General features: G+C 58.3%; 14 protein-coding genes. 12 read left to right on the top strand and 2 right to left on the bottom strand.

The window, feature by feature from the left end; all coding sequences use genetic code 11:
* The first annotated feature begins 334 nt into the window (after positions 1-334).
* From VGL38_13815 to VGL38_13805, 3 genes are all read left to right on the top strand, one after another.
* Complete coding sequence (locus tag VGL38_13815; protein HEY3296501.1) at positions 335-2719, top strand: M6 family metalloprotease domain-containing protein; 2385 nt, start codon at positions 335-337, stop codon at positions 2717-2719.
* A 367-nt stretch (positions 2720-3086) separates the two neighbouring features.
* Positions 3087-4157: a hypothetical protein gene (locus VGL38_13810; protein ID HEY3296500.1), complete on the top strand. Its 1071-nt coding sequence runs from the start codon at positions 3087-3089 to the stop codon at positions 4155-4157.
* 75 nt (positions 4158-4232) lie between these two features.
* Complete coding sequence (locus VGL38_13805) at positions 4233-4745, top strand: DUF488 domain-containing protein (GenBank protein HEY3296499.1); 513 nt, start codon at positions 4233-4235, stop codon at positions 4743-4745.
* Positions 4746-5297: 552 nt separating this feature from the next.
* Here the strand turns inward: VGL38_13805 and VGL38_13800 are convergent.
* Positions 5298-5705, bottom strand: coding sequence for a plastocyanin/azurin family copper-binding protein (locus VGL38_13800; protein ID HEY3296498.1), 408 nt, complete (start codon positions 5703-5705; stop codon positions 5298-5300).
* Between the two features lie 298 nt (positions 5706-6003).
* On the opposite strand from VGL38_13800, the gene VGL38_13795 reads away from it, so the two are divergent.
* From VGL38_13795 to VGL38_13775, 5 genes are all read left to right on the top strand, one after another.
* Positions 6004-7404 (top strand): C1 family peptidase, encoded by a 1401-nt coding sequence (locus tag VGL38_13795; protein ID HEY3296497.1) that lies wholly within the window; start codon positions 6004-6006, stop codon positions 7402-7404.
* 240 nt (positions 7405-7644) lie between these two features.
* Complete coding sequence (locus VGL38_13790; GenBank protein ID HEY3296496.1) at positions 7645-9981, top strand: transglutaminase domain-containing protein; 2337 nt, start codon at positions 7645-7647, stop codon at positions 9979-9981.
* 31 nt (positions 9982-10012) lie between these two features.
* Positions 10013-12586 carry a beta-propeller fold lactonase family protein gene (locus VGL38_13785; GenBank protein ID HEY3296495.1) on the top strand — a complete coding sequence of 858 codons (2574 nt, stop codon included), beginning with the start codon at positions 10013-10015 and terminating at the stop codon, positions 12584-12586.
* Between the two features lie 205 nt (positions 12587-12791).
* The gene (locus tag VGL38_13780; protein ID HEY3296494.1) at positions 12792-13895 is read left to right on the top strand and encodes an efflux RND transporter periplasmic adaptor subunit; all 1104 of its coding nucleotides are present in this window, start codon (positions 12792-12794) and stop codon (positions 13893-13895) included.
* 6 nt (positions 13896-13901) lie between these two features.
* Positions 13902-17036 (top strand): efflux RND transporter permease subunit, encoded by a 3135-nt coding sequence (locus VGL38_13775; GenBank protein HEY3296493.1) that lies wholly within the window; start codon positions 13902-13904, stop codon positions 17034-17036.
* A 706-nt stretch (positions 17037-17742) separates the two neighbouring features.
* On the opposite strand, the gene VGL38_13770 is transcribed toward VGL38_13775, so the two are convergent.
* Positions 17743-19239: a T9SS type A sorting domain-containing protein gene (locus VGL38_13770; GenBank protein HEY3296492.1), complete on the bottom strand. Its 1497-nt coding sequence runs from the start codon at positions 19237-19239 to the stop codon at positions 17743-17745.
* 592 nt (positions 19240-19831) lie between these two features.
* Here VGL38_13770 and hemC point away from each other — a divergent pair.
* From hemC to hemN, 4 genes are read left to right on the top strand one after another with little or no spacing between them, the layout of a single operon-like run.
* On the top strand, positions 19832-20713 hold the full coding sequence (hemC, locus tag VGL38_13765; protein HEY3296491.1) for a hydroxymethylbilane synthase: 882 nt from the start codon (positions 19832-19834) through the stop codon (positions 20711-20713).
* Positions 20710-21441, top strand: coding sequence for a uroporphyrinogen-III synthase (locus VGL38_13760; protein HEY3296490.1), 732 nt, complete (start codon positions 20710-20712; stop codon positions 21439-21441). Before hemC ends, VGL38_13760 begins: the two co-directional genes overlap by 4 nt.
* 5 nt (positions 21442-21446) lie before the next feature.
* A complete protein-coding gene (gene hemE, locus VGL38_13755) occupies positions 21447-22538 on the top strand; it encodes a uroporphyrinogen decarboxylase (GenBank protein HEY3296489.1) in 1092 nt (363 codons plus the stop codon).
* Position 22539: 1 nt separating this feature from the next.
* Positions 22540-23937, top strand: coding sequence for an oxygen-independent coproporphyrinogen III oxidase (hemN, locus tag VGL38_13750; GenBank protein HEY3296488.1), 1398 nt, complete (start codon positions 22540-22542; stop codon positions 23935-23937).
* Positions 23938-23939 lie beyond the last annotated feature (2 nt).

Raw genomic sequence — 23939 nt, 5'->3', positions numbered from 1 at the left:
GGGGGGTGGCCGAAGGGCCATGCCGTGCCCGACTTCTATGGATATGGCTCTGCCCCCAGAGCCATGCTTGCCCCCTGCCCCTTCCGCAATCATCAAAGCAAGCCCTAACCAAAGCGCCCGTCCCTTTTGCTGTCATGTAAAAACAGGAACATACATCGCCTATTGATATAAGCTGACGCGGCTTTTCACTCCATCTTATTTTTCTTCATGTCTCTCTGTCCTTGATCTGCACAACCAAAAGCCGTATATTTAATGGTGCTGCTTCCCTTGCACTTCTCCCCACCTCTGACGGCCTCCTTCTCGCAAACTTTCCGTTTCGTTTCGGGTCCCCGCTATGAAATTCTCCGCCGCCTCGCTGTGCGCGCTGCTGCTCGTGCTCTCCTCGTCCTCGCTTTTGGCTATGCCTCCGCATCCGGACCTTCTGGCGCGCATCGAACGCCGGGAGATCGCCGCGCCCTATTATTTACAGCACTTCGATGAGCTGCACAGTGCGGGCGTGGACGCCGCATCCCCCGTGCGCACCATCGATCTGCTCCGGCGCCGTGCCCTTGATGAGAATATCAACATCCTCGTCATCCTCGTGGATTTCAGCGATCATGTCGCTCAGGTGCAGCCCGTCTATTTCGACAGCCTGATCTACGGCAATCATACGGGAACTCTGGACAACTACTATCAGCAGGTCTCCTACGGCAATCTCTCTCTGGTCACCGTCAATATGCCCAGTGCCCTTGGCTGGCAGCGGGCTCCGCAGACCTATGCCTATTACGTAGACAATCAGAATGGTCAGGGCTCCTATCCGCAGAACGCCCAGCGCCTCACCGAAGACTGCATCCAGCTCGTTGATTCATTCGTCGATTTCTCGCAGTATGACAATGATGGCGACGGCTATGTGGATGCGCTCTTCATTCTGCATTCCGGCCCCGGCGCGGAGTTCACCGGACACAATACGGACATCTGGTCGCACGCCTGGGCAACTCCAACCGCGCAGCACGTGGACGGTGTTATTGCCCAGCGCTATTCCATGGAACCCGAGTATTGGCAGCGCGCCAACGACATGACGTGCGGTGTCTTTGCTCATGAAATGGGCCATGCCGTCTTCGGCCTGCCCGATCTGTATGATACGGGGTATCATTCCGCCGGACTTGGCAGATGGAGCCTGATGGCAGGCGGCTCGTGGAACGGCACCAACGGCAATTCTCCTGCCGCGCCCGATGCATGGTGCAGAATCCGCATGGGCTTTGTAAGTCCCTCCGTCGTCACCGGCAATTTGATCAACGCATCCATTCCCAATATCGAGACGTCCCCGGTCATCTACCGCCTCTGGCCCACCAGTGCACAGACCAACGAGTACTTTCTTGTTGAAAATCGCCAGCAGCGCGGCTATGATTTGCGGCTTCCCGGCAATGGTCTGCTCATCTATCATATCGACGAGACCGCCAACGGCAATGATAATCCGTGGTACCCCGGTCACACCGGCAGTGGCCATTATGAAGTGGCTCTTCAGCAAGCCGACGGTCTGTTCGAACTGGATCGCAATCAGGGCCAGGGAGACTCCGGTGATCCTTACCCCAGTTGGGACAGCGCCTCCTTCACCAGCAGCACCCTACCCAGCAGCCGCCGCTATACCGGAGACCTCACCCGCGTTGCCATTCGTAACATCAGCGCCTCCGCCGATACCATGACCGCCGACCTCGCCATACACAGTGGTCCCGGCAATGTACTGGTCGCGCAGTTGCCCGATGCCCAGACCCCTGCGGGCGATACCGCGTCTGTGCCGGTGGTCCTCGACAGCACCACCGGCTGGAGCATCACCTCCGTCGAGTTGACCGTAGCCTGTGACTCCTCCATGTCCGCCCCTGTCGCCCCTTACTTTGACCGTACCGGCGCTCTGATCCCCGCCGACTGGACCGTCACCGAGACGCACTCCGCAGGATTGCTTTCTCTGGTCGCCTCGGGCGCAACTCCCATCGTTGGTCCCGGCCCCCTGCTCTCGCTGACATTCCGTGTGGACTCCGATGTTGCCGAAGGCACTGCCGGAGCGCTGCAATTCACCCGCCTCCTATTCAATCAGGGATCTCCGTCGCCTGACCCTGTCAGCGGTTCCCTCACGGCTACAGCGGCCCACATTCTCTTTCAGCCGGGCGTCATCTCTTTCGGTTCGGTCAGGGTTGACAGCACGGTCAATCGCACGGTCGTCATTCGCAACAACGGGACGGCCGATCTGCGGGTAACGTCTATCTCTATCAATCCGCCTTTCGTTTCCGACTTTTCCGGTCCCGTAACCATTCTCCCCGCCCACTGGACTCCCGTGCGGATCAGTTTTACGCCAGACAGTGCCCTGCTCTATCGGGATACGCTGCGCGTCACCAGCAACGCCATCGAAGGCATGGGCCTTCTTTCCCTCAGCGGAACCGGAACAACTCTCGGCGTCATCGATCTGCCCTCGGCCATGCCTACGCAGTTTGCCCTGTCGCAAGCCTTTCCCAATCCCTTTAATCCTTCTACGGTCATGACGTTTGACGTCCCGCGCAGTGCGCGTGTCACGCTCACCGTCTATGACATTCTCGGTCAGGCCATCGACACTCCGCTGAACGGTACAATGAACCCAGGACACCATAGCCTGCAATGGTCTTGTCCGTCCTGTGGCAGCGGTATCTACCTGTTTGTGCTGTCTGCCAATGGAACACGCTATGTTCAAAAGGCTATGCTGATTCGATAGCCAGACCTTCCGATTTGCTCACCAACACCGGGGTGTTGGTGAGCACCTGCGATGTCTGTCTGAGAAGAGGACCTGCCCGCCCAAGGCCGGTTCTCAATCCGCTAAGGCATTGTTCTTTCTTAACCGATCCTGAGCGTGGCATAGTTTGAGCGGCTTTGCCGGAACTTTTTGAATTCACTGCGGTCTCAGATGAGTCTGGGTAAGACAAATCTGGACATCCTGAGATCTCGCCGACTCCATTTGATTTCCACGATAAAAACCGCTACATTCGAATCTGTGCTTGCGGCACACCTCGGTGTTGCCTGCATTCCTGATTCGCGGTACATACCCTTCAAGTGTCTGCATCCACATAACTTATGAGGACAAAATGAAGAAAGCCCTTTTCCCGGTTTCGCTATTTCTTTTGCTTCTGGCAGTCGCCATTCTCGCCGGCTGTTCCAAGGACAGCACCAGCACGAACAACAATAATCCTCCCACCAGCCCGACTAATTTCACCGCATCTCAGGCATCGCGTCGTGCGGTGAACCTAACATGGGGCGCTGCCGGCGCAGATTCATTCCAGATTCAACGCTCGCCGGACAGCACGTCATGGGCAGCCTTGGCCTCGACATCCACAACCTCTTACAATGACTCGACCAATGCGGCCAACCGCCGGTTGTATTACCGCGTGAAAGGCTCGAACGCCAACGGCACGAGCGATTACTCATACACCAGCCTTTGGACGCTGCCCGGTGTCTGGGATTTTTCCAGCAGCAGCCAGCTCAGCAACTTCAATCTTGAAGAGCTGAACGGCGGCTCGACGTATTCGACGTGGACGTGGGATCAAAATGAAGGCACCAACGGCGCCGGTCTGTTTACCTTTACGTCGCCGCAGGATACGCAGCGTCTCGCCCGCATCGTCACGACTAGCAGCAACCTGATGCCGCACGACGGCTGGCTTGAGTCGAAGATTAAGGTCGAGCAGTGGCACGGCACGGGCGCGGACGCCAGCTACGCCAGCTTCTTTATCGAGCGCAACCCGAACGATCCGACGCAGGGCGTCGTGGGCGTTTTCTTCAGCGCGGACAGCACCGTCCTCGCGTATACGGTCACGTCCGATACGCTTCGCCGCTTGGCCACGAATCCCACTCTCCCGCTTCTGTCGGACAACGCGTGGCATACGGTTCGCTTCTTCCACAGCGCCGGTCACTGGGACTTTTATATCGACGGCACACGCGTTTGGAATGGCGACATCCCCAACGTGCTCGACGGCAACTATCAGGTCTATCAGGAATGGCAGTTCGACAAGGGCACGGCCACCGGCAACCAGCGTTTCTGGATTGATGACTTTGCCAACAACCATGCTTTGCCAGCCGCGGTTACGATGGCTGAAGAAGGCGGCAGAAACCTCGACGGTCAGGTCATCGCGACCAAGTCGACAGGCGCTCACATAAAGTAAGCGTCATTCAAAGATAAGAAACAGAGTAGCCGGTGTTACCACCGGCTACTTCTTTTATACTATGCGAGGGACTAAGTGATTTTTTCCATCGGCCATTCCAACCGCAGCTTGGAAGAGTTCATTCCCATGCTCTGGATGAATGAAATTACCTGCCTCGTGGATGTGCGCACCATGCCGCGCTCCGAGTACAATCCCCTCTACAACAAGGACGTGCTGCCTGAACCTCTCGCTGAAGCCAGCATCGCCTACATCCACATGCCGCAGCTCGGCGGCCTGCGCAAACCGCGTCCGGATTCGATTAACCAGGGCTGGCGGCACGCCGGTTTCCGCGGCTATGCCGATTACATGCTGACTCCCAAGTTCGAAGCCGCTCTCCAGCCGCTGATCAACTTGGCCGGCCAGGAGCGCATTGTACTCATGTGCGCCGAAGCCCTCCCCTGGCGCTGCCACCGTTCCCTGCTTGCCGATGCGCTGACGGTGCGCGGCATCCCCGTCGAGCACATCATGAGCCAAACCAGCCACAAACTCCACTTCCTGACCTCCTTCGCCCACGCCCACGGCACCACCCTAACCTACCCCGCACTGTAGCCGCGCACGGCCGTGCGCCTTACTCTGCCCTTTTCCCCCTTTGAAAAAGGGGGAATCAGAAGGGGGTTCTGCACTGGTCCCCTTCCCCTACTTCGGTGGGGGAAGGCCGGGACGGGGGTGGGGGAAGTTAGATGGGGGTAACGCACAAGCCGGGGGATAGAGGTCTGCGATGCAACAAAAAGGAAGATGCTAAGGATGGCTCTTCTGCTCCTCCTTTCCCTATTTCATGGGGAATGTCCTTAGACCCGACGAAGGCGGGGGGCCGGGAGGATAGAGGTCTGCCCGCCCACAAACCCATTCCCGTGTAGGGGCGGGTTAAGCAGAAGGAAGCAACTCATCAGAGGATGCCTCACGCGCAACCCGCCCGTGCCACATCCTGCAATCGCTAACACGGGAGGGTTGCGGAAGACCTTAACCCTCCCCTACACCGGTCAGAGCAAGAGTATGGCCTCTGCCGTAGGGGCACGACATGTCGTGCCCGTCTTCTGTGATACGGGGTGGCCGAAGGGCCATCCGTGCCCACCTTCTCGCAAAGGGTATCTCCAGCCTTTTCTACTGCACCGCCACCGTCCCCTGCATCTGCACCGGATGTATCTGGCAGAAATAGTGGTACGTTGTCCGCGACGAGGTGAACGTGAAACGAAACGTGTCTCCGGCGGCAACGTTCCCACTGTTGAACGCTCCATCCGGGTTACCCGGAATCCCGCTCGTCACCGTGTGCGTGATGCCGTCCTTGTTCACCCACCTCACCGTTGTCCCGGCATTCACCGTCAGGCTGGCCGGGGTGAACGCCATATTCTGCATCCAGATTTCATTGGCCGGCGGTGTGCCATCTCCTCCCGGTGCCTGTGCGGGGTTTGACTTGTTCTCCTTGCAGCTCATCGCCAACACCACAGCCAGAATTCCCACCCCAATGGCCAAATGGCGCCCGATCTTCGCTGAATTGAGTAGTCTATTCATACAGAATTCTCCTTCTCGGCAAATCCCTCTTCCGTCTCTCTTATACTCCATCCCAAGAGGAGCCGTCGCAAACTTCTGTTCCTTCCCGGACCCCTAACCTGATCTGCACCGGATTACCCGTCGAATTATCCTGCTTGAACTATATTAATATTGATCTTACAGCACTCCGCCCCGAATCCGGGGGTCTGCGGCGCGGAGTGGACTATTCGGGAGGAGTTTAATACATTATATGAATACAGTTGGACTTTTGCCCGCCTTCATTCCCTGCATGTTCTTCTTCAGTTGTTTTGGAGTTCCGATGTTCCGTTTTGGCGTTTCCCTTATGTTTGCCGGTCTGCTTGCCGTCACGGCCTTTTGCGCGGAGCCGGCCACTGGCCTTTCTCAGGATCAGCTTCAGGAGTTGATCAAGTCCGTGCAAATGGACGCGGCCACCCGCGCCGCCACCAATGCCGTCACCAATAATGACATGCGCGATCTGGTGATGAACCGCGATGTTCTTATGACCAATGACGACATTTTCTCGTTTAAGCTTCCCACCAAAGGCATGACCGATCAGGAGAGTTCCGGCCGCTGCTGGATGTTCGCCGGTCTGAACCTGATGCGCCAGAACGTCGCCAAAAAATTCAAACTCGATGAATTCGAACTCTCCCAGAGCTATCTTGCCTTCTGGGATAAACTCGAAAAGGCCAACGTCTTCCTCGAATTTATCATCGACACCCGCCAGCGCGATCTCTTGGACCGCGAAGTGGACAAGATGCTCGAAGAGCCCGTGGGCGACGGCGGCTATTGGGGCTATGTCATTAACCTTGTCCAGAAATACGGCGTGGTTCCCAAGCAGTTTATGTCCGAGTCCCACAGTTCCGCCAATACCGACCGCCTGAGTGGCCTGATTACCAAGCTGATGGTGCGCGATGCATCCACGCTGCGCAAGATGAGCGCGCAGGGTAAGTCTGTTGCCGATTTACGTGAAGAAAAGATGAACATGCTCAAGGATGTCACCCGCATCCTCGTCATCAATTACGGCGTGCCGCCCACAAAGTTCGAATGGCGCACCACCGATGACAGCACCCACGTGGTCAGCGATCCCGTCACGTACACTCCGCAGGAGTTCTACAAGCAGGTCATCGGCGTCGATCTTTCCGACTATGTCTGCCTCGGCAACTATCCCGATCATCCCTACGGCAAAAACTACTCGATCAATCTCACGCGCTCCATGGCCGACAAATCGGACATCACCTTCATCAACATCCCCAATGATCAGATGAAGAGCCTTGCCCTCAAAGCTCTGACCGACAGCAATCGCGTCTGGTTCGGCTGTGATATGGGACCGGATGTCAGCGGCAAGAAGGGTCTGATGATCAAGGGCCTCTACAACTATGAAGAACTTCTCGGCGTGAAACTGGATCTGCCGAAGGCAGAGCGCCTTGACTATCGCATCAGTTCCAACAATCACGCGATGGTGCTCGTGGGCGTCGATGTGGTCAATGGCAAGCCGCGCAAATGGCGTGTCGAAAACAGTTGGGGCAAAGATCGCGGCGACGGCGGTTTCTTCACCATGTCCGATGAGTGGTTCGATGAGTACGTCCTGAACGTCGTCGTCCCCAAGCGCTATCTCCCCGCCGACATCGTCGCCCTGACCCAGCAGAAGCCCACCCCCCTCCCCGTCTGGGATCCCTCGTGGCGCTCTCTGCAGTGGTAACAATCTTTTCCTTCGGCTCCCCTTTCTCCATTCTATGGGAAAAGTCCTTAGACCTCGACGAAGGCGGGGGGCCGGGGAATAGAGGTCTGCCGCCACAAACAAACCATGATCCGAATCTGCCGTAGGGGCACGACATGTCGTGCCCGTCTTCCTGTGGATGTGGATGGCCCAAAGGCCATGCCGTGCCCGTCTCGTCATCGTTCCTCGTTCATCGTTCCTCGTTTCATACAGGCACTTTTTATGAAGACTCTTACAGCGTTTTGTATCCTGCTCCTTGCCGCCGCGGCTTTTGCCACTGACGGCCTGGATTCCCTGCTCAATGTGCAGCGCATTCGCGCCGGCGCGCGCGGGCCGCTCATCTTCAATCTGCTCGACCAGCCCGAGAGCGGTATCACTGCTGAAGAAAAGGCTGATCTGCGTTTTCTGATTGCCTATCTGCCGCTGGCCGATCTGGCCGCGATGGATGGGCAGGCGCTGCTCGATAACGTGCGCCTCGCCCGCCAGGCCCGCCGGGAATTTCCCTGGGGCTCGCAGATTGACGATAATCTGTTCCGCAGTTTCGTGCTCCCCCACCGCGTCTCGCAGGAACCCTACGTCACCGGATGGCGCGATCAGTTCCTCTATGAACTCCAGCCCCGGCTGAAGAACATGAGCATGACGCAGGCTGCGCTGGAAGTCAATCACTGGTGCCATGAAAAGGTCACCTACAAGCCCTCCGATTCCCGTGATCAGGATCCTCTGACCACCATCCGTGCCGGCCTTGGCCGCTGTGAAGAAGAGATGATCTTCGCCATCGATGCGTTGCGCTCGGTGGGAATCCCCGCGCGCCAGTGCTATACTCCCTTCTGGGCGCACACCGATGACAATCATGCGTGGACTGAAGTCTGGGCCGACGGCAAATGGCACTACTTCGGCGCCTGTGAACCTGAACCCGTGCTCGACAAAGGCTGGTTCAGTGACGCCGCCGCCCGCGCGATGCTGGTGGTTAGCACGTCTTACGGCGATTATCGCGGCACCGAGCCCGTACTCCGCCGCTATGGCCGCTCCACGCTCATCAACTCCACCGCCGTTTACGGCACGACGCGTGACCTGCTGGTCACCGTGCTCGACCAAACCGGCAAGCCCGTGTCCGGCGCTAAAGTCATTTTCAATCTCTACAACTACGGCAGCCTGATGCCCGCCATGGCTCTTGAAACCGGCGCCGATGGCACCGTCACCCTTGCCTGCGGTCTCGGTGACTGGTTTGTCAGCGCGGGAAAAGATGACGTTGCCGCGCTGCTGCATGTCAAGGGCTCCGAATCCCATGTCACGCTGAAGCTCGACAAGCTCGAAAATCTGCGTACCCTCACCCAGGCGCTGTACACTCCTCCGCCCGAAATGCCCGCCAAGAATCTTGCCCAACAGGACAGCCTGTTCAAGTGCCGCCTGACCACCGAAGACAGTCTACGCGAGAGCTTCTGGCGCGTCTGGTCCCTCGAACTGGGCAACATCATGGGGCATGCCAATCAGACGGCTCCCTTGCAGCTCAAGCCCGACTCCGCATGGGTCACCGAATTTGCCACAGCGCATAAGATCGATGCAAAAAAGTTGCTCGACATTTTCCGCAACGCGCGCGGCAACTGGGGCGTGCTCTTCCGTTTCCTCATCGGCCAGTATCCCATGACAGACATCAGTCTGCACACCGGCACGGAGCTGCCGGACATGGATGCGCGCCTTGCCCTGCTTGACAATCTGACCGAAAAAGACCTTCGCGATTTCAATCTCGACGTACTCAGCGATCATTACGAGCGCAATTCCGTCGAGATGCCGCTTTCCGGCCCGGGAGTCTGGGAGACCATCTCATCTCTGGATAGTGCCGACCGTCAGCGGTACGAAGAATACGTCATGGCCCCCCGCATCGATCAGGAGCCTGCCGTTCCGTGGCGCGGCGCGGTCTACCGCTTCTTCAAGACGCATCTCGACCTGCTGCCTTCCGCCCGTCACGATGAAAAGCTCATCGGCTGGATCAAGCAGAGTATCGTGCTCGACAATGAGAAGGACCGTCTCGGCCCGCCGCTTACGCCGTGGCAGACCCTTGAGGTGCTGCGCGGTTCGCAAGGCGACATCGAGCGGCTCTACATCGGTTTATGCCGCGTGCGTGGCATTCCCGCCCGCTTCAATTCGGTCACAGGCCGCCTCGAGCGCTGGGAGAACAACGCATGGACTGTGGTCGACCTCAAGCTCAAAGCCAAAGGCAAATCCAAACCCGTCAGCACCGGCTCGCTTGTCATCGAAGCGGCGGCGGATACCACCGTGCAGAACGCCCAATACTTCAAGGATTGGGGCGTCGGCAAGTGGGAAACCGATCATCTGGCCGAGCAGGATTTCGGCTATCATGAGCCGTTTAATAAACTCCAATGGCCGCAGGACCTGCCCGCCGGGCTTTACTGTCTGAGTTCCGGTGTCCGCAGCAAAGACGGCTCCGCTCCGGTTACCTTCCGCTGGTTCGATATGGCCGCCGGAAAACAGACAAAGATTGCGCTCGAATTTAACCGCACCGTGCGGGATCCGAATATGCTGATCAAGGTAGACCAGTAAGACGTTGCGCCACTTCAAGAGGAGTTCTGCCATGAGCAAATGGACAGTGCTTTGCGCGTTGCTGGTGTCCCTCCCCGTTCTGGCCTTTGCCCAGGCCGTGGATCGCACTGGAGACCTGATCATCGACCACGCGCGTGACATGCAGGTTGTCACGCCGCGCGCCGCCGGATCACTGGATGAAACCTGGGCACACATGGACCCGGGTGTTGCGCCGGAAGGGGACTATATCGGCGGCTCCGCCTTCACCCCCGATGGCAGCCGCATGCTGCTCTGCAACCGGATGACGGACAATATCACGATCTTCGACTGGCAGAGCATGCAGCCGCTGGCCAATGTCTCCGTCGGACGCTATCCGGCAGCCGTCGCGGCTACCAACAACATCGCCGTGGTCGCCTGCGCCTTCGGCAACAAGGTCTACTTCATTGATCTGAACGACTACTCGGTGCTGGATTCCCTCGATGCCGCCGAGCAGCCGTGGGTCGTGCACATCAGCCCCGACAGCCACTATGTCTACGTGGCCTGTGACATTCCCAATGTCTGCGAAGTGTATGATTTGACCACGCGGCAGCACGTGCGTTCCATTCAGAACTTTCCCATCTCGCTGACCACCTTTTCCTTTAACAGCGCCAGCGGACGCAGTGACGCAGTCTTTACGGATTTCGTCATCACGCCCGATGGCGCTCATCTCATTGCCAGCCGGTGCGACAGTGTGCTGCTCTTCATCAACTCCGCAACCGGCGAAGTCGATGATTCCATCCTCGGCATCCGCCATTGCGCGGTACTCGGACTTTCGGGTGACAGCACCAAGCTCATCGCCGTCAGTCCCATCACTCCACCGGTGGCCTATCAGATCGACATGGCCACGCGCACAATTCTCGACAGTGTGTCCTTCAGCGGTACGACGATGCTGATGACCTATCAGGTCGGCGTCAATCAGGACGGCTCCAAGTGCTATCTGGGTATCAGCGACAATCAGAGCGCCATTGTCCGCTTCGCCACGCATGATTTCGTTACATTGAATGCCTGCTACACCGCCTTCTGGATCGGCACCACGCCGGATCACCGGTATGCCATCAGCGGCCAGTTCAACTTCTGCATGGTGGATTTCGAGACGGAGTCCGTCGTCTCCCATCTGACCGGGCACGGCCAGTATCACGGCGTGGTTGCGCCTTCCGGTAATCGCGTGGTGGCCTATGACCCCTTTAATTATGAAGGGCCGTATTTCTACGACGTCACCACGCCGTCCAACGCGCAGTATCTGGGCAAGACTCCGTCCGGACTTTTTCCCGAAGGTGACGCTCCCCGCTTCGCCGCGATTGCACCCGACGGTTCGAAGGCCGTCTGCAGCAACTTCCTCTCGAACAATCTGTCCATCATGAACCTGTCCACTCAGCAGACCGAAGCCGTGGTGGATGCCGGTGATACTCCGTGGGAAGTGGCTATCACTCCGGATTCGCGTTATGCCGTGCTCTGCGGTTTCAACACCAACTCGGTGCAGATCGTCGATCTCGCCTCCGATAGCGTGGTTGCGGATGTTCCCGCCGGCGGACGCCCCGCAGTGGTCAGCATCTCGCCCAATGGCGATTTTGCCTATGTGGGCAATGTGCTCGGCAACACGGTATCGGTGATTGCCCTCGATGGCGCCAGCAGCGCGGAAGTCACCCAAATTCCCTGCGGCGAAATCGGCGCGGTGTGGGCCTCCTATGGCGTGAGCAGCGACGTGGAAGTCAGCCCCAGCGGACGCTGGGTACTCGTTGCGGCGTCCTTCGACGACTTCGTGCACGTGATCGACACCGAGACCAATTCCGAAGTCGCGCTGCTGGCCGTCGGTGACTTCCCGCTGAATATCGCCTTCTGCGGCGATGACAGCCTTGCTGTGGTGACCAACTACTTCGGCAATTCCGTTTCGTGTCTCCATATTGACGGCGCAGCTTCTTCAGTCACCGGCACCTATGCGGTGGGCAACGGTCCGCTGCGCCTTGCCTACGACCCGGCAACCGATCAGGTAGGCATCGGGCTCTATACGGCGATGCAGGTGAAGAAGATCAACCCGCACACCGGCGCGACGATGGCAACGCACAACTTCGCGCAATACGGCAACGTCGCGGGCGTCGCCTACGATGCTCTCGGCAACGAAGTCGTGCTCACGGCAGGAAGCGGCAACGTTGCCTCGCAGCTTCACCGTGGCATCGATCATACGGAATTGCCCGCGACTCCTGCCTCCTTTACCTTGGGAACCACCGGACAACTGGCCGCCGTAGCCATGCCCGGGCCGGATTTTGTCACACTGGTCGATTACGGCACGCCGAATGCGGCACATGCACGCACCATATCTCCCGCATTGAGTTTCGCCATCAGCGCCGCATATCCGAATCCCTTCAATCCCGCAGTGACGGTTCGTTATACCCTGCCCAAGGATGCATCGGTTGCCCTGCGCGCCTTTGACGCATTGGGGCGAGAGGCAGCCACGCTGTTTGAAGGTCGCCAAGGGTCCGGCGAGCATCAGATCGTCTGGGACGCGCACGGCCTGCCCAGCGGTCCGTACTGGATCCGCCTCGAAGCCTCCGGTGCAGGAGCCGTCCGCAAAGTCGTGCTTCTCAAGTAAAGATATGTTTAGAGCATCTCGTGACAAAGCGGGCACCCAATCAGGTGCCCGCTTTCTGTTGAAATGCCCCTTGAATCGCCGATTTGATTCAGCAATACACTGTCAAATCCTGCATGGGCAGGTTAAAACTTGCATCCAAGCGTGCTTTTGCACATGACTTGACCGAGAGAAGCTCAACCCGGCCCAAATTCATTGGGAACTTTCCATGCCCCAATGGGATAAAAGGGCATTAGCACACAACTTTCCACACATGAAGAAAAGCCTAAGATTCACATCGTTCGGGCTCGTCGTAGTGATCATCCTGGGGATCATTGGATTTCGCATGATGCATCGTGACGACCCGGCCAGTGCAAAGAGGCAGCAGCCTGTGCCTGCCGTCCGAACAGCAACGCCGTCCATAACCACGCTGACAAGCACATTGGAGTATACAGGAAACATGATGGCGATTCAGCAGGCAGGCGTGTACTCCAAAGTGACCGGCAATCTCGAAGCCGTGTATGTCAATATTGGCCAGACCGTGCGGCAGGGGCAATTGCTCGCCATGATCGACACCACTCTGCTGGCACAACAATATGCTCAGGCATCCGCGACGTATCAGAATACCAGGCTTCAGTTCCAGCGCGTACAGGATCTGTTCTCGAAAGACCTTGGCCCCAAGCAGGATGTGGATAATGCACAGGCTGCCATGTCCGTAGCCCAGGCAAACGCCAACAGCGCCGCCACACAACTGAGCTATGCCCGCGTCACAGCGCCTTTCACAGGCATCATCACGCAGAGATTTCTCGATCCGGGCGCTGTAGTGACCGCTAACAACGCCACGCTGTTTACCTTGATGGACCTCGATTCCATGCGAGTGTTCATCAATGTATTGGAGAGAGATATTCCCGCGGTCACGCCGGGAAGGAAGGCTTCCACCACGGTGGACGCTTATCCGGGCAAGCCGTTCGACGGCGTGGTTACGCGCAGCAGTCAGGCCCTTGACCCATCCACGCGGACGATGATGGTGGAAATTGACGTGCCGAACCGGGACCACACATTGAAAGCGGGAATGTTTTCCCGGGTGATCCTGGTAATCGGCGAGCGCCCGAATGCTTTGACCGTTCCGACTCAGGCCGTGCTGGGCGATTCATCCGGGCACTGGGTGTTCACGGTCGCCGAGAACAATGTCGCGCGGCGGATTCCGGTCCAGACCGGCATCGAGCAGAACAATCGCACGGAGATTACGACCGGGTTGACCGGTCAGGAAAGAATTATTGTGGTCGGGCAGCAGTATGTCAAAGATGGCGCTCCGGTCAACGTTCAATCGTAATTCGATATGTGGCTAACAAGGCTCGCCCTCCGCTACCCGATCACTACCTTTCTGCTCGCCTGCACGATAATGGTGCTCGGTTTGGTGTCGTTCACACAGTTGCGGATTGATCTTCTACCCGACATTACCATACCGGTGGTGTCGGTTATTACGTTTTATACCGGCGCCGGTCCGCTGGATATGGAGCAGACGGTTACCACGTTCATCGAGCGTGGCGTCAGTTCGACCAACAACGTCACCTATGTCCAGTCATCCACCAAGGAAGGAATCTCGCAAGTTCGCATCAACTTCGACTGGGGAGCGAATCTTGATGTGGCTCTGGTGGATGTGATTCAGCGGGTGAACCGGATCTTCAATCAGCTCCCGGCGGGCGTCTCCACGCCGATTGCTCTGCGGTTTGACATCACGAGCGTGCCGGTATGCGTTATTGCGGTGTCCGGCGGCGGGATGGATGAGCGGGACCTGTATGATCTGGCCTTCAACACCATCGAACCGCAGATCGAGCATCTTTCCGGCGTGGCATCGGCGTCGGTCACAGGCGGCCGTATCCGCGAGATCCACATCACCCTCGATCGCGACCGTCTCGAAGCCCTGCAGCTTCCGGTGGCGGATGTGCTGACGGCGGTGGCGAATGCCAATGTGACCATTCCGTCGGGAGATTTGAAGACCGGACCGTTCGACTATTCGCTGAAGACGGAGAGCCGCTTCAATGTGGTTGCGCCGATGAGCGAAATCATCATCAAGAACGTGAACAACGTTCCGATCCGCATCAAGGACGTCGCCAGGGTCGAAGACAGCTATCAGGAGCAGACCGAGCTGATCCGCATCAACGGCACTCCGGGGCTGACGCTCAGTGTGCAGAAGCTGGCCAATGCGAACACCGTGAATGTGGTGGACAATGTGATGAAGGCGCTGCCGCATCTGGCCGACGTGCCGCAGCAGGTGAAGATGACGATTTCCTTCGATCAGTCCCAGTACATCCGCCAGACCATTTCCGGTTTGCAGCGCGAGGCGATGATGGGGGCGGCGCTGGCGATTATTCTGATCCTGCTTTTCCTGCGGAACATTCGCGCCACGACGATCATTCTGGTGGCGATTCCGCTGTCGATCCTTGTGACGTTCATCTTCTTCCGCTTCAGCAATGTGACGCTGAACATCATGACCTTCGGCGGGCTGGCGCTGGCTGTAGGGCGTTTGGTGGATGACTCGATTGTGGAACTGGAAGCGATCACCCGGCACTACAATCTGCGCCGTCCCAACGAGACGCGATTGCAGGCGACGCTGGGAGCCGCGCAGGAAGTGGCTTCGCCGATCTTTGTCTCGACGCTGACGACGGTGATCGTCTTTCTGCCGATTGTCTTCCTGACCGGCATCGCCAAAATGTTGTTTGTGCCGCTCACGATGACGATTGCCGTGGCGTTGTTCGGATCGTTCTTTGTCTCACGAACCGTGACGCCCCTCATGTGCCTGCAATTTCTCCGGCCCGAGAAGGAGTTGAACCGGGAGTCGCGGCGTCTTTCCGACCGGATTCGAGTCCGAGCGCATGATGCTCTGGAAGGGATCGACTCGTTCTATGAGCGTCAGCTCCAGGGCGTGCTGCGGCATAAGGGATTCGTCATTCTGGCGGTCGCGATTCTGGGAGCGCTCTCGTTCGGACTGGCGCCGTTCATCGGAACCGAGTTCTTCCCCGAGCAGGATGAGGGCCAGTTTACGGTTACGGTCAAGCTTCCGGTCGGCACGCGGTCGGATGTGACCATTCAAACCGTGCAGCAGATCGAGAAGATTTTGCAGGACAATATCCCGGAAGTGCAATCGGTCATTTCGGACATTGGCGTGCCGCAGGCGCGGAGCGGCAGTCTCTTCAGCCGCAATTCCGGAACCCATGCCGCGAACATCCGCGTGGGGCTGATTCCCGAAAACAAGCGCAAGCGTTCGGTGTGGCAGATCGTCAATGTCGTACGTCCCAAGATCAGCACCATTCCCGGTGCAAGCATTTACATTGCAACGGGCGGATTTCTCAAATTCCTGATGAACTTCGGGTCGAGTGCCCCGATTGACGTCGAAGTCCGCGGCTTCGATCTGGCCACAGGCTCGCGGCTGGCAAAGCAGATTCAGGACCTTGTGCGATCGGTGCCCGGCGCGACGGACGTGCAGATTTCCCGTGAGGACAATCTTCCGGAACTGCGCGTGCGGATCGACCGCGACAAGGCGGGCATTCTGGGCATTAATGCCTCGCAAATCGCCAACACGGTCAACACCAGCATTGCGGGCGCGGTGGCATCGCTTTACACGGATCCGGTAACGGGTAATCAATATAATATTCTGGTGCGCTTCGGTGAAGATTTCCGCTCGCACGTCGCGGATCTGGAGAACATCGTGCTCAGCACGACCAGCGGGCAGCCCGTGCGGCTGGGAAATGTGGCCGTTGTAGAGTTGGCGTCGTCGCCGGTGCAGATCGACCGCAAGTATCAGCAGCGGCTGGTGGAAGTGACCGCCAATGTGTCGGGGCGCGACTTGGGAAGCGTGGCGAAAGACATTCAGGCAAAGATTGACAAGCTGGATCTGCCGCCGGGATTTCAAGTGGTGCAGACCGGGAATGTAGAGCAGCAGAAGAGCACCTTCAAGGCGCTGACGATGGCCTTCGCGCTGGCGATTCTGCTGGTGTATGTGGTGATGGCCTCACAATTCCAGTCGCTGATCGACCCATTCATTATCATGTTCACCGTGCCGCTGGGACTTGTGGGAGTGCTGTGGATGTTGTTCCTGACACACACGACGCTCTCGGTCACATCTTTTCAGGGGATCATCGTGATGGTGGGCATTGTGGTCTCCAACGGCATTCTGCTGGTGGACTATACCAACCATCTGCGATTACGCAATCCGGATATTGCTCTGCGCGACGCGGTCACTCAGGCAGGCCGCACACGGTTGAAACCGATTCTGATGACGTCGCTTGCTACGGTGTTCGGCTTGCTGCCGATGGCCTTGGCCTTAGGCGGTGAAGCCAACCAACAGCCGTTGGCGATTGCGGTGATTGGCGGCTTGAGCGTATCCACGGTGCTGACGCTGTTCTTTGTGCCGGCGCTGTATACCACCTTCGAAGAACGCTTCAAACGAGAACTGCGGAAGGAAGAAGTGTAGCGTTTTTGCCAGTGAAAGGCCTTTCAAAAGCGAGTCAACTGCGGCTCGCTTTTGTATTTAGGGATTGTCTTAACAGGAAAATGTTTTTGTACCAAACGAACCCCGTTACCTTAGGAAAATGCTGAAAATCTGAAAGGATGGAAGGGTGAAAAAGTGGGGGAAAACAGGGTGATTTCCTAAGCATTTTGTTCTTGGTAGCGTGGCAGACCTCTATCCCCCGGCCCCCGCCTTCGTCGAGGTCCGGGACCTTTCCCCATGAAATAGGGAAAGGGGAGCAGAAGAGTTGTGCGTCTCGGCGGACCTATGCGTCGCCGCGGCATGCGTCTGGGGAGTTCGCATGCCCGGCTACGGCAGGAGGATGCGGGGCGCTTTTCTGCTCCCACGCCCACTAGCCAGCACCCTCCCGCGTGCTGGATTTCGTACCCGCACCACGCGGGAGCGTGGTGCCGAGTGGGTGTGGGGGGGGGGCAGAAGCAGGGTTCTGTCCGCTCGCCCTAATATACACCGGGGTGGTAGGGGTTTACAAGAGATATTTGAACTAATGCGCAATTCCCGCAGACATGGGGTCTTGGATCCGGATCGGGATGGGCGGAATTGTTGATTTTGCGGATGGGAGAGGATGTGAGATTTGGGGGGAAATGGTGTGGGCGGGAGGCTGAGCCTCGGGAAGACAAAACCGCGCGATGAATCGCGCATCTACCGGGACCTATTTCAACAGCACCAGTTTGCGGATGGTAGAGGTGCCAGCGGTCTGGGCACGGACAAAGTAGACACCGGAAGCCAAAGACTTGCCATCGAAGGTGACAGCATGCTCTCCGGCATCAAAGCGATGTTCGGCAAGGGTGGTGACGAGACGCCCGGTGAGGTCAAAAACGCACAGGCGCACCTCGGCGGCATGGGAAAGCGAAAAGGAAATGCGGGTGGTGCTGTTAAAGGGGTTGGGAGAAATGGAAAGAGACGTTGCGGTGCGTGCGGTGGCATGGGGTTCAGGTGTGGCGTTGTAGGGTGGGAAGCCGTAGGTGTAGAGGCGGAGTTGCATGAAGGCTTCGCCTCGTTCGGCACCCTGAAACGTAAAGGCGAAACGATTGCTGTCCATATGAACTATGGAGAAGCTAGATCCGCCGAGGTTTGGGTCAATGCATGTGGGCTCTTGTCTCCACGAGCCATCAGCGTTTATGTATGCCCAATACAGTCCCGGGTCTCGATCCCACACCATGAGGCAATTTCCTGCCGAATCCGCTTTCAGGATCGGATAGTTACCGGAAGTGTGCTCCAACGTGCGCCACTCCTGAAGCACGAGATTCGAGTCCAAGCGCGCATAGGCCAGAGTTGCCGTGTCACATGCCACCAGGAAGTGAAAATTGTAATGGCTATCAATTGACATGCCGCCCATGCCCCAGTGGTTAACGGTACCCGCGAAGGGGTGAAACACGGTCTGGGAGGTGTCCTCGCCGAACCGTACCAGCAGAATTTCCGTGGAGACGCTGCTATACCCGTTGCGCATCGCCGCCCACATCGCGCCGTCGGGGCCGACGGCAACTTTGGGGTCTACTCCCAGTGTACGGCCGTCTATCGGACGATGCCATTGCAGGGTTTCCGCATCGGTGGTGAAGCGATAGTAGTAGAATGGAAGCACATTGCCGACCACGTGGATCGTGCTGTCCTGCATCCGCAGGGCCGCATCCATGTCCCAACTGGGTACGCCTGCATAGCCGCCGTCGGGTCCAAGCATTGCCGGAGGAAGAATCTCCTCCCCTTGCGTGCCCCGCTCGGTCAAATACAAAGCCCTATTGGGGGCATGAGCGTAGATCCAATCACCGAACACGCACCATGAGTGCGCGCCGTCCCCCAGCACACTGGTGTAAATCGGAAAGGCACCCGGTCCGGCAAAGCTGTTCACCCGCACCGTGTCCGTCAGAATGTGGCCGTAGAAATCGGTGCGCAGATAATACAGAGGACAATATTCGCCGTTGTTCCCAAAGCAACCGATGACATAGTGATGTAGGTTCCCCAGAGAATCGGCGACGGAGCCACACTGGCGAACCTCACCTGTCGGTAGAAAATGTGTCAATTGAAAAGACTGCCATTCCTGCGCAAAGGCCGTGCTGACCATCAGCAACAGCAAGACAACAAAAAGAGCCAGCGGCAGGAAGGGTCGCGAGGCTCGGAGGTGATGGGAGTGGTGATGTGTGCGCTGAAACATGGGGACCTCGGCTTGTGGGCAGACGGTTCAGCAGATGGGGATGCTGGTAATATAGGCGGGGGGAAGAGAAAGTCAAGGCTAAATGCCAAAAGGGTAAAAAGCCACCCCTATCCCCGGCCCTTTCCCCACTAAAGTAGGGAAAGGGAGAAGAAGACGTGCCGATGGGGGTGGGTGTCGGTCGGGTTGTGGGCTCGGTGCAGGTTAGTTTGTGATTCGGCTCAACCCGACTCGGCAAGCGCCTCAGGGCCGATGAGGTTGGGGATTCTGGACACCCTGCGGGGTCCAGAATGACAAATCATTGGGGGCGGGGTTGCGGGCGGGTTGTGCGGCGGTCATTCTTGGGCGGGTGTTGGGTGGCCGGACAGAGGCACCGGATAGGGATGCTGGGGGATTGCGGCTGTTGAGAGCTAATTGCACCGATTGATGTCTATTTCTGTTATCGGATCAAAGCCTAAATGCGGCATGAATTTAGATGTTGACAAGGCATATCATATTATATAACCTCTTGGTGGGCAGCGCTTCACAATTTCATGACAATCGAGTCTATTGACTTGCGTATACTTTAGTCCAAGTTGACAAAGGGATGCAGAACATGGTTATCGGAACGCGCGGCAGCGACCTGGCCAGATTTCAGGCCAATTGGGTTGCCGGACAGATCAAAGAGAAGCTGGGGATCACGCCGGAAGTGCGGATTATTTCCACGCAGGGCGACCGCGTGACCGACCGGCCCTTGCGGGAACTGGAAGGCCGTGGCTATTTCACCAAGGAGATCGAAGAAGCGCTCTTAAGCCGTGCGGTGGACGTGGCGGTGCACTCCTTTAAGGATATGCCGTCGAAAGCGCCGGACGGGCTGGCGGTGGCGGCGGTGACGGAGCGCGAAGATCCGGCGGATCTGCTGATTATGCGCCGCGACGCATACGATGAACACGCGGGAGAGATTCCGCTGCGTACAGACGCGGTGGTGGGCACCAGCGCAGTGCGGCGCGCAGCGCAATTGCGCGCGCTGCGTCCCGATGTTTCCAACAAGGATTTGCGCGGCAATGTGCCGACGCGCGTTTTGAAACTCGAGAATGGGCAATACGACGCGATTTTCCTGGCGTCGGCGGGCGTGCGCAGACTCGGCCTCGACCTTACCAAGTTTGTGGTGTGCCGGCTGGATCCGGGACGGTTTGTGCCGTCACCGGGACAGGGCGCACTGGCGATTCAGATGCGCGTGAACGATGCGCATTTGCCCGCCGTGCACAAGGCGCTGAACGAGAAGATGACCGAGATTGCCACGACGATTGAACGCGACGTGCAGCGGATGTTCGGCGGCGGATGCAGTCTGCCGCTGGGAGTGTTTGCGCGGATGGAAGACGGTTTCTGGCAGGCCTCGGGATTCTGGGAAAAAGAAAACCACGAAGCTCTGGCAGCGGACGTCAGCGGAGAATATCCGGCGGGTCTGGCCGAGCAACTTTACAACAGGTTAAAATGAAGCCCCGAGCCCTTATCACCCGCGAAGCCGAACGCGCGGCGGAATTGGTGCGCCTGCTGGAAGAAGCGGGAATGGACGCCCATGTCGAGCCGGTGACGCGCACGGTGTTTCTGCCGCACGACGATGAGGAGCTGCCCGCACTGGAGAGCTTCGACTGGCTGGTATTCACCAGCGCCAACGGGGTGAAGGGTTTCAACAATTGTTTTACCTTCAACGCGCTGCCGGCGACGCTGAAGACCGCGGTGGTGGGACCGGGAACGGCGCAGATGGTGGCGAAACTCTTCCGCGAGCCCGATTTTGTGGCGAAGCAGAATGACGCGGTAAGCCTGGCAGCGGAACTGCTGGAAGAAGATACGGAAATGGCGCAGCACGCGGTGCTCTGGCCGTGCGCGGCTCATGCGGGTTTTGAACTGGCGCTGCGTTTGAAAGACGCGGGCGCGAATGTGGTGCCGTGGCCGGTGTATGTGACCGAGCCGGTGCCGCAGGAAGAATTGCTGGAACGGTTGATCCGGCTGTGGCCGTGGGCGGTGGCGGTGTTTGCCGCACCCAGCGCCGTGGCCGCGTTTGCGAGTGCCTGGCCGACGCCGTGGGATTTTCCCTGCGTGGCCATTGGACAGGTGACTGCCAAGGCGCTGCACAAAGCCGGCGCAAAGAATGTGCGCGTCAGTCCGACTCCTCAGGCGGCTGACTTGCGCGATGCGATTTTAGAATCCATTAACTTGAGATAGCCATCATGAGTTCGACCCCCGACCGCGCGCAGACCTTCTCTTCCCCCGTGAATCCCTCGTCTATGCAGAATTCCTCCTTGACTGCATCGTCTTACCTGCGCGCGGCCCGGGGAGAGAAATTGGCGGTGCCGCCTGTGTGGCTGATGCGCCAGGCCGGCCGCTATTTGCCGGAGTACCTTGAACTGCGGGCCAAGCACGAGTTCCTTGAGGTGTGCAATGTGCCCGAGCTGGCCGCCGAAGCCACGCTGCAGCCGATTCGCAGATTCCATTTCGATGCGGCGATTCTGTTCAGCGATATTCTGGTGCCGCTGGTGCCGATGGGTGTGGATCTTTCCTTCGGCAAAGGGCATGGGCCGCAGATTGCCAACCCGATGCGCTCGCGAGACGATATCCTGAAGCTGCGGGAGATCGAACCGCAGGAGAGTCTCGACAATGTGCTGGAGGCGATTCGGATGATCCGCGCGGCGCTGCCCAAAGAGGTTGCGCTGATCGGCTTCTGCGGCGCGCCGTTCACGCTCAGCGCCTATATGATTGAAGGCGGCAAGCCGGATCCATTCGCCAATCTGAAACGGATGATGTACGCCGACCGTTCGAGTTTCGATCTGCTGCTGGACAAGCTGGCGACGATGGTAGCATCTTATCTGACGGCGATGGTGGAAGCGGGCGCGGATGCGATTCAGCTCTTCGATACGTGGTCGGGCATTCTGCCCCAGTGGGAATTCCGCGCCGTGAACCTGCCGGTGCTGCAAAAGATATTTTCCGCATTGAAGCCGCTGAATGTGCCGCTGACCTATTTCGTTCACGGCGGCGCGCATTTGGTGGGAGCAATGAAGGACACCGGCTGCACGGTGGCGAGCCTCGACTGGAGAGTCTCACTGCCTGAGGCGCGGCGGATTCTGGGAGACAAGATCGCCTTGCAGGGAAACCTGGATGCGACGGTTCTGCTGGCCGATGAGGCGACGATCCGCCGCGAGACACGCCGCGTGAAGCAGGAAGGCAGCACGGGCGGGCACATTTTCAATCTCGGGCACGGCATTTTGCCGATCACCCCGATTGCTTCCGTGGAGATCATGCTGGATGAACTGCGCAAAGCCTGATATGGATACGAAACGACTGCTGCGGGAACTTCCCGAAGAGAAAATATTCGAACTGGTGGAACGGCTGGACGTGCGCGGACCGCGCTATACGTCCTATCCCACGGTGCCGGTGTGGAAGAGCGATTTCCCGGTAAAGCCGTTTGTGGAATCGCTGCGGCGCATGGCGGCGGAGAAGGACCCGATTGCCGTGTATGTGCATCTGCCGTTCTGCAAAAGCCGCTGCCTGTACTGCGGCTGTAACTCGTGCATCTCGAGCGATGAACCGCGCATCCGCCGCTACGTAACCGCGCTGACCACCGAGATCGAGCGCGTGAGCGGTTTCTTTCAGGGAAAGGTCAAGCACGGGCAACTGCATCTGGGCGGTGGGACGCCGACGCACATCCCTCCCACCCTGCTGGCCTGGGTGCTGGACTATTTGATTGAACGGATTCCGGCGACGGCCCATGCGGAGCATTCGGTGGAGGTGGATCCACGCGTGACCACGGATGAGCATCTGGACCTCCTGGCCGAGCGCGGCTTCCGCAGAATCTCGGTGGGCTTGCAGGATCTGAATGCCGACGTGCAGTTTGCCATCCGGCGCGAGTATACGCTCGATCAGCTCAAGGAGTTTATCGCGCGCTCGCGCAGGGCGGGCTTCACCAGCGTCAACATCGATCTGATTTACGGCCTGCCGCTGCAAACGCGCGCGAGCTGGATCAAGACCCTCGAAGAGGTGGTGAAGCTGCGGCCCGACCGCATTGCGTCCTTCGGGTATGCGCATCTTCCGGAGAAGATTAAGCACCAGCGGGCGATTAAGGATGAAGATCTGCCGCCGGCGCGTGACCGCCTCGGGATGCTGCTCGATGCCAATCATTTCTTCACCGATCATGGCTATGAAGCGGTGGGGATGGACCACTTCGCGCTGCCCGGCGACGAACTGGCCATGGCGCGGCGCGGGTCGCGGCTGTGGAGAAACTTCATGGGCTACACCACAAGCCGCGGCATGGAATTGCTGGGGTTTGGGTGCTCAGCCATCAGTGAATTCCGCGATCTGTTTGTGCAGAACCTGTCGCAGCCCGAAGCGTACGCCGACGCGATTGCCATCGGCACGTGGGCGGTGCAGCGCGGGCACAAGCTGGATGAAGAGGACCGGCTGCGCAAGCAGATTATCAATCATCTGATGTGCAACCTCGAGATTGACGTTCCGGACGAAGCACATGCGACGGGCAACGGACTGGTGCAGTCGCTGGAAGGCGCGCTGGAGTCTCTCAAACAGTACGAGGCAGACGGGCTGCTGGTGAGCCGCAACGGCGGATTTACGATTACGGATCTGGGTCAGCTTTTTGTGCGCAATCTGGCGATGCCCTTCGACCGCTATCTGGAAGGCCAGACCGATGTCAAATTCTCACGGACGGTGTAGAT

Source organism: bacterium (genome assembly GCA_036504735.1).
Lineage (GTDB): Bacteria > Electryoneota > RPQS01 > RPQS01 > RPQS01 > DASXUQ01.
Note: the sequence above shows the minus strand (reverse complement) of the source record. Positions and strands in the feature narration are given on the sequence as shown.

Excerpts from the sequence above, each read along its gene's own strand:
- VGL38_13775 (HEY3296493.1), top strand. The coding sequence starts at position 13,902 with ATGTGGCTAACAAGGCTCGCCCTCCGCTACCCGATCACTACCTTTCTG.
- VGL38_13790 (HEY3296496.1), top strand. The coding sequence starts at position 7,645 with ATGAAGACTCTTACAGCGTTTTGTATCCTGCTCCTTGCCGCCGCGGCT.
- hemE (HEY3296489.1), top strand. The coding sequence starts at position 21,447 with ATGAGTTCGACCCCCGACCGCGCGCAGACCTTCTCTTCCCCCGTGAAT.
- VGL38_13785 (HEY3296495.1), top strand. The coding sequence starts at position 10,013 with ATGAGCAAATGGACAGTGCTTTGCGCGTTGCTGGTGTCCCTCCCCGTT.
- VGL38_13810 (HEY3296500.1), top strand. The coding sequence starts at position 3,087 with ATGAAGAAAGCCCTTTTCCCGGTTTCGCTATTTCTTTTGCTTCTGGCA.
- VGL38_13770 (HEY3296492.1), bottom strand. The coding sequence starts at position 19,239 with ATGTTTCAGCGCACACATCACCACTCCCATCACCTCCGAGCCTCGCGA.
- VGL38_13795 (HEY3296497.1), top strand. The coding sequence starts at position 6,004 with ATGTTCCGTTTTGGCGTTTCCCTTATGTTTGCCGGTCTGCTTGCCGTC.
- VGL38_13780 (HEY3296494.1), top strand. The coding sequence starts at position 12,792 with ATGCCCCAATGGGATAAAAGGGCATTAGCACACAACTTTCCACACATG.
- VGL38_13760 (HEY3296490.1), top strand. The coding sequence starts at position 20,710 with ATGAAGCCCCGAGCCCTTATCACCCGCGAAGCCGAACGCGCGGCGGAA.
- hemC (HEY3296491.1), top strand. The coding sequence starts at position 19,832 with ATGGTTATCGGAACGCGCGGCAGCGACCTGGCCAGATTTCAGGCCAAT.
- hemN (HEY3296488.1), top strand. The coding sequence starts at position 22,540 with ATGGATACGAAACGACTGCTGCGGGAACTTCCCGAAGAGAAAATATTC.
- VGL38_13800 (HEY3296498.1), bottom strand. The coding sequence starts at position 5,705 with ATGAATAGACTACTCAATTCAGCGAAGATCGGGCGCCATTTGGCCATT.
- VGL38_13815 (HEY3296501.1), top strand. The coding sequence starts at position 335 with ATGAAATTCTCCGCCGCCTCGCTGTGCGCGCTGCTGCTCGTGCTCTCC.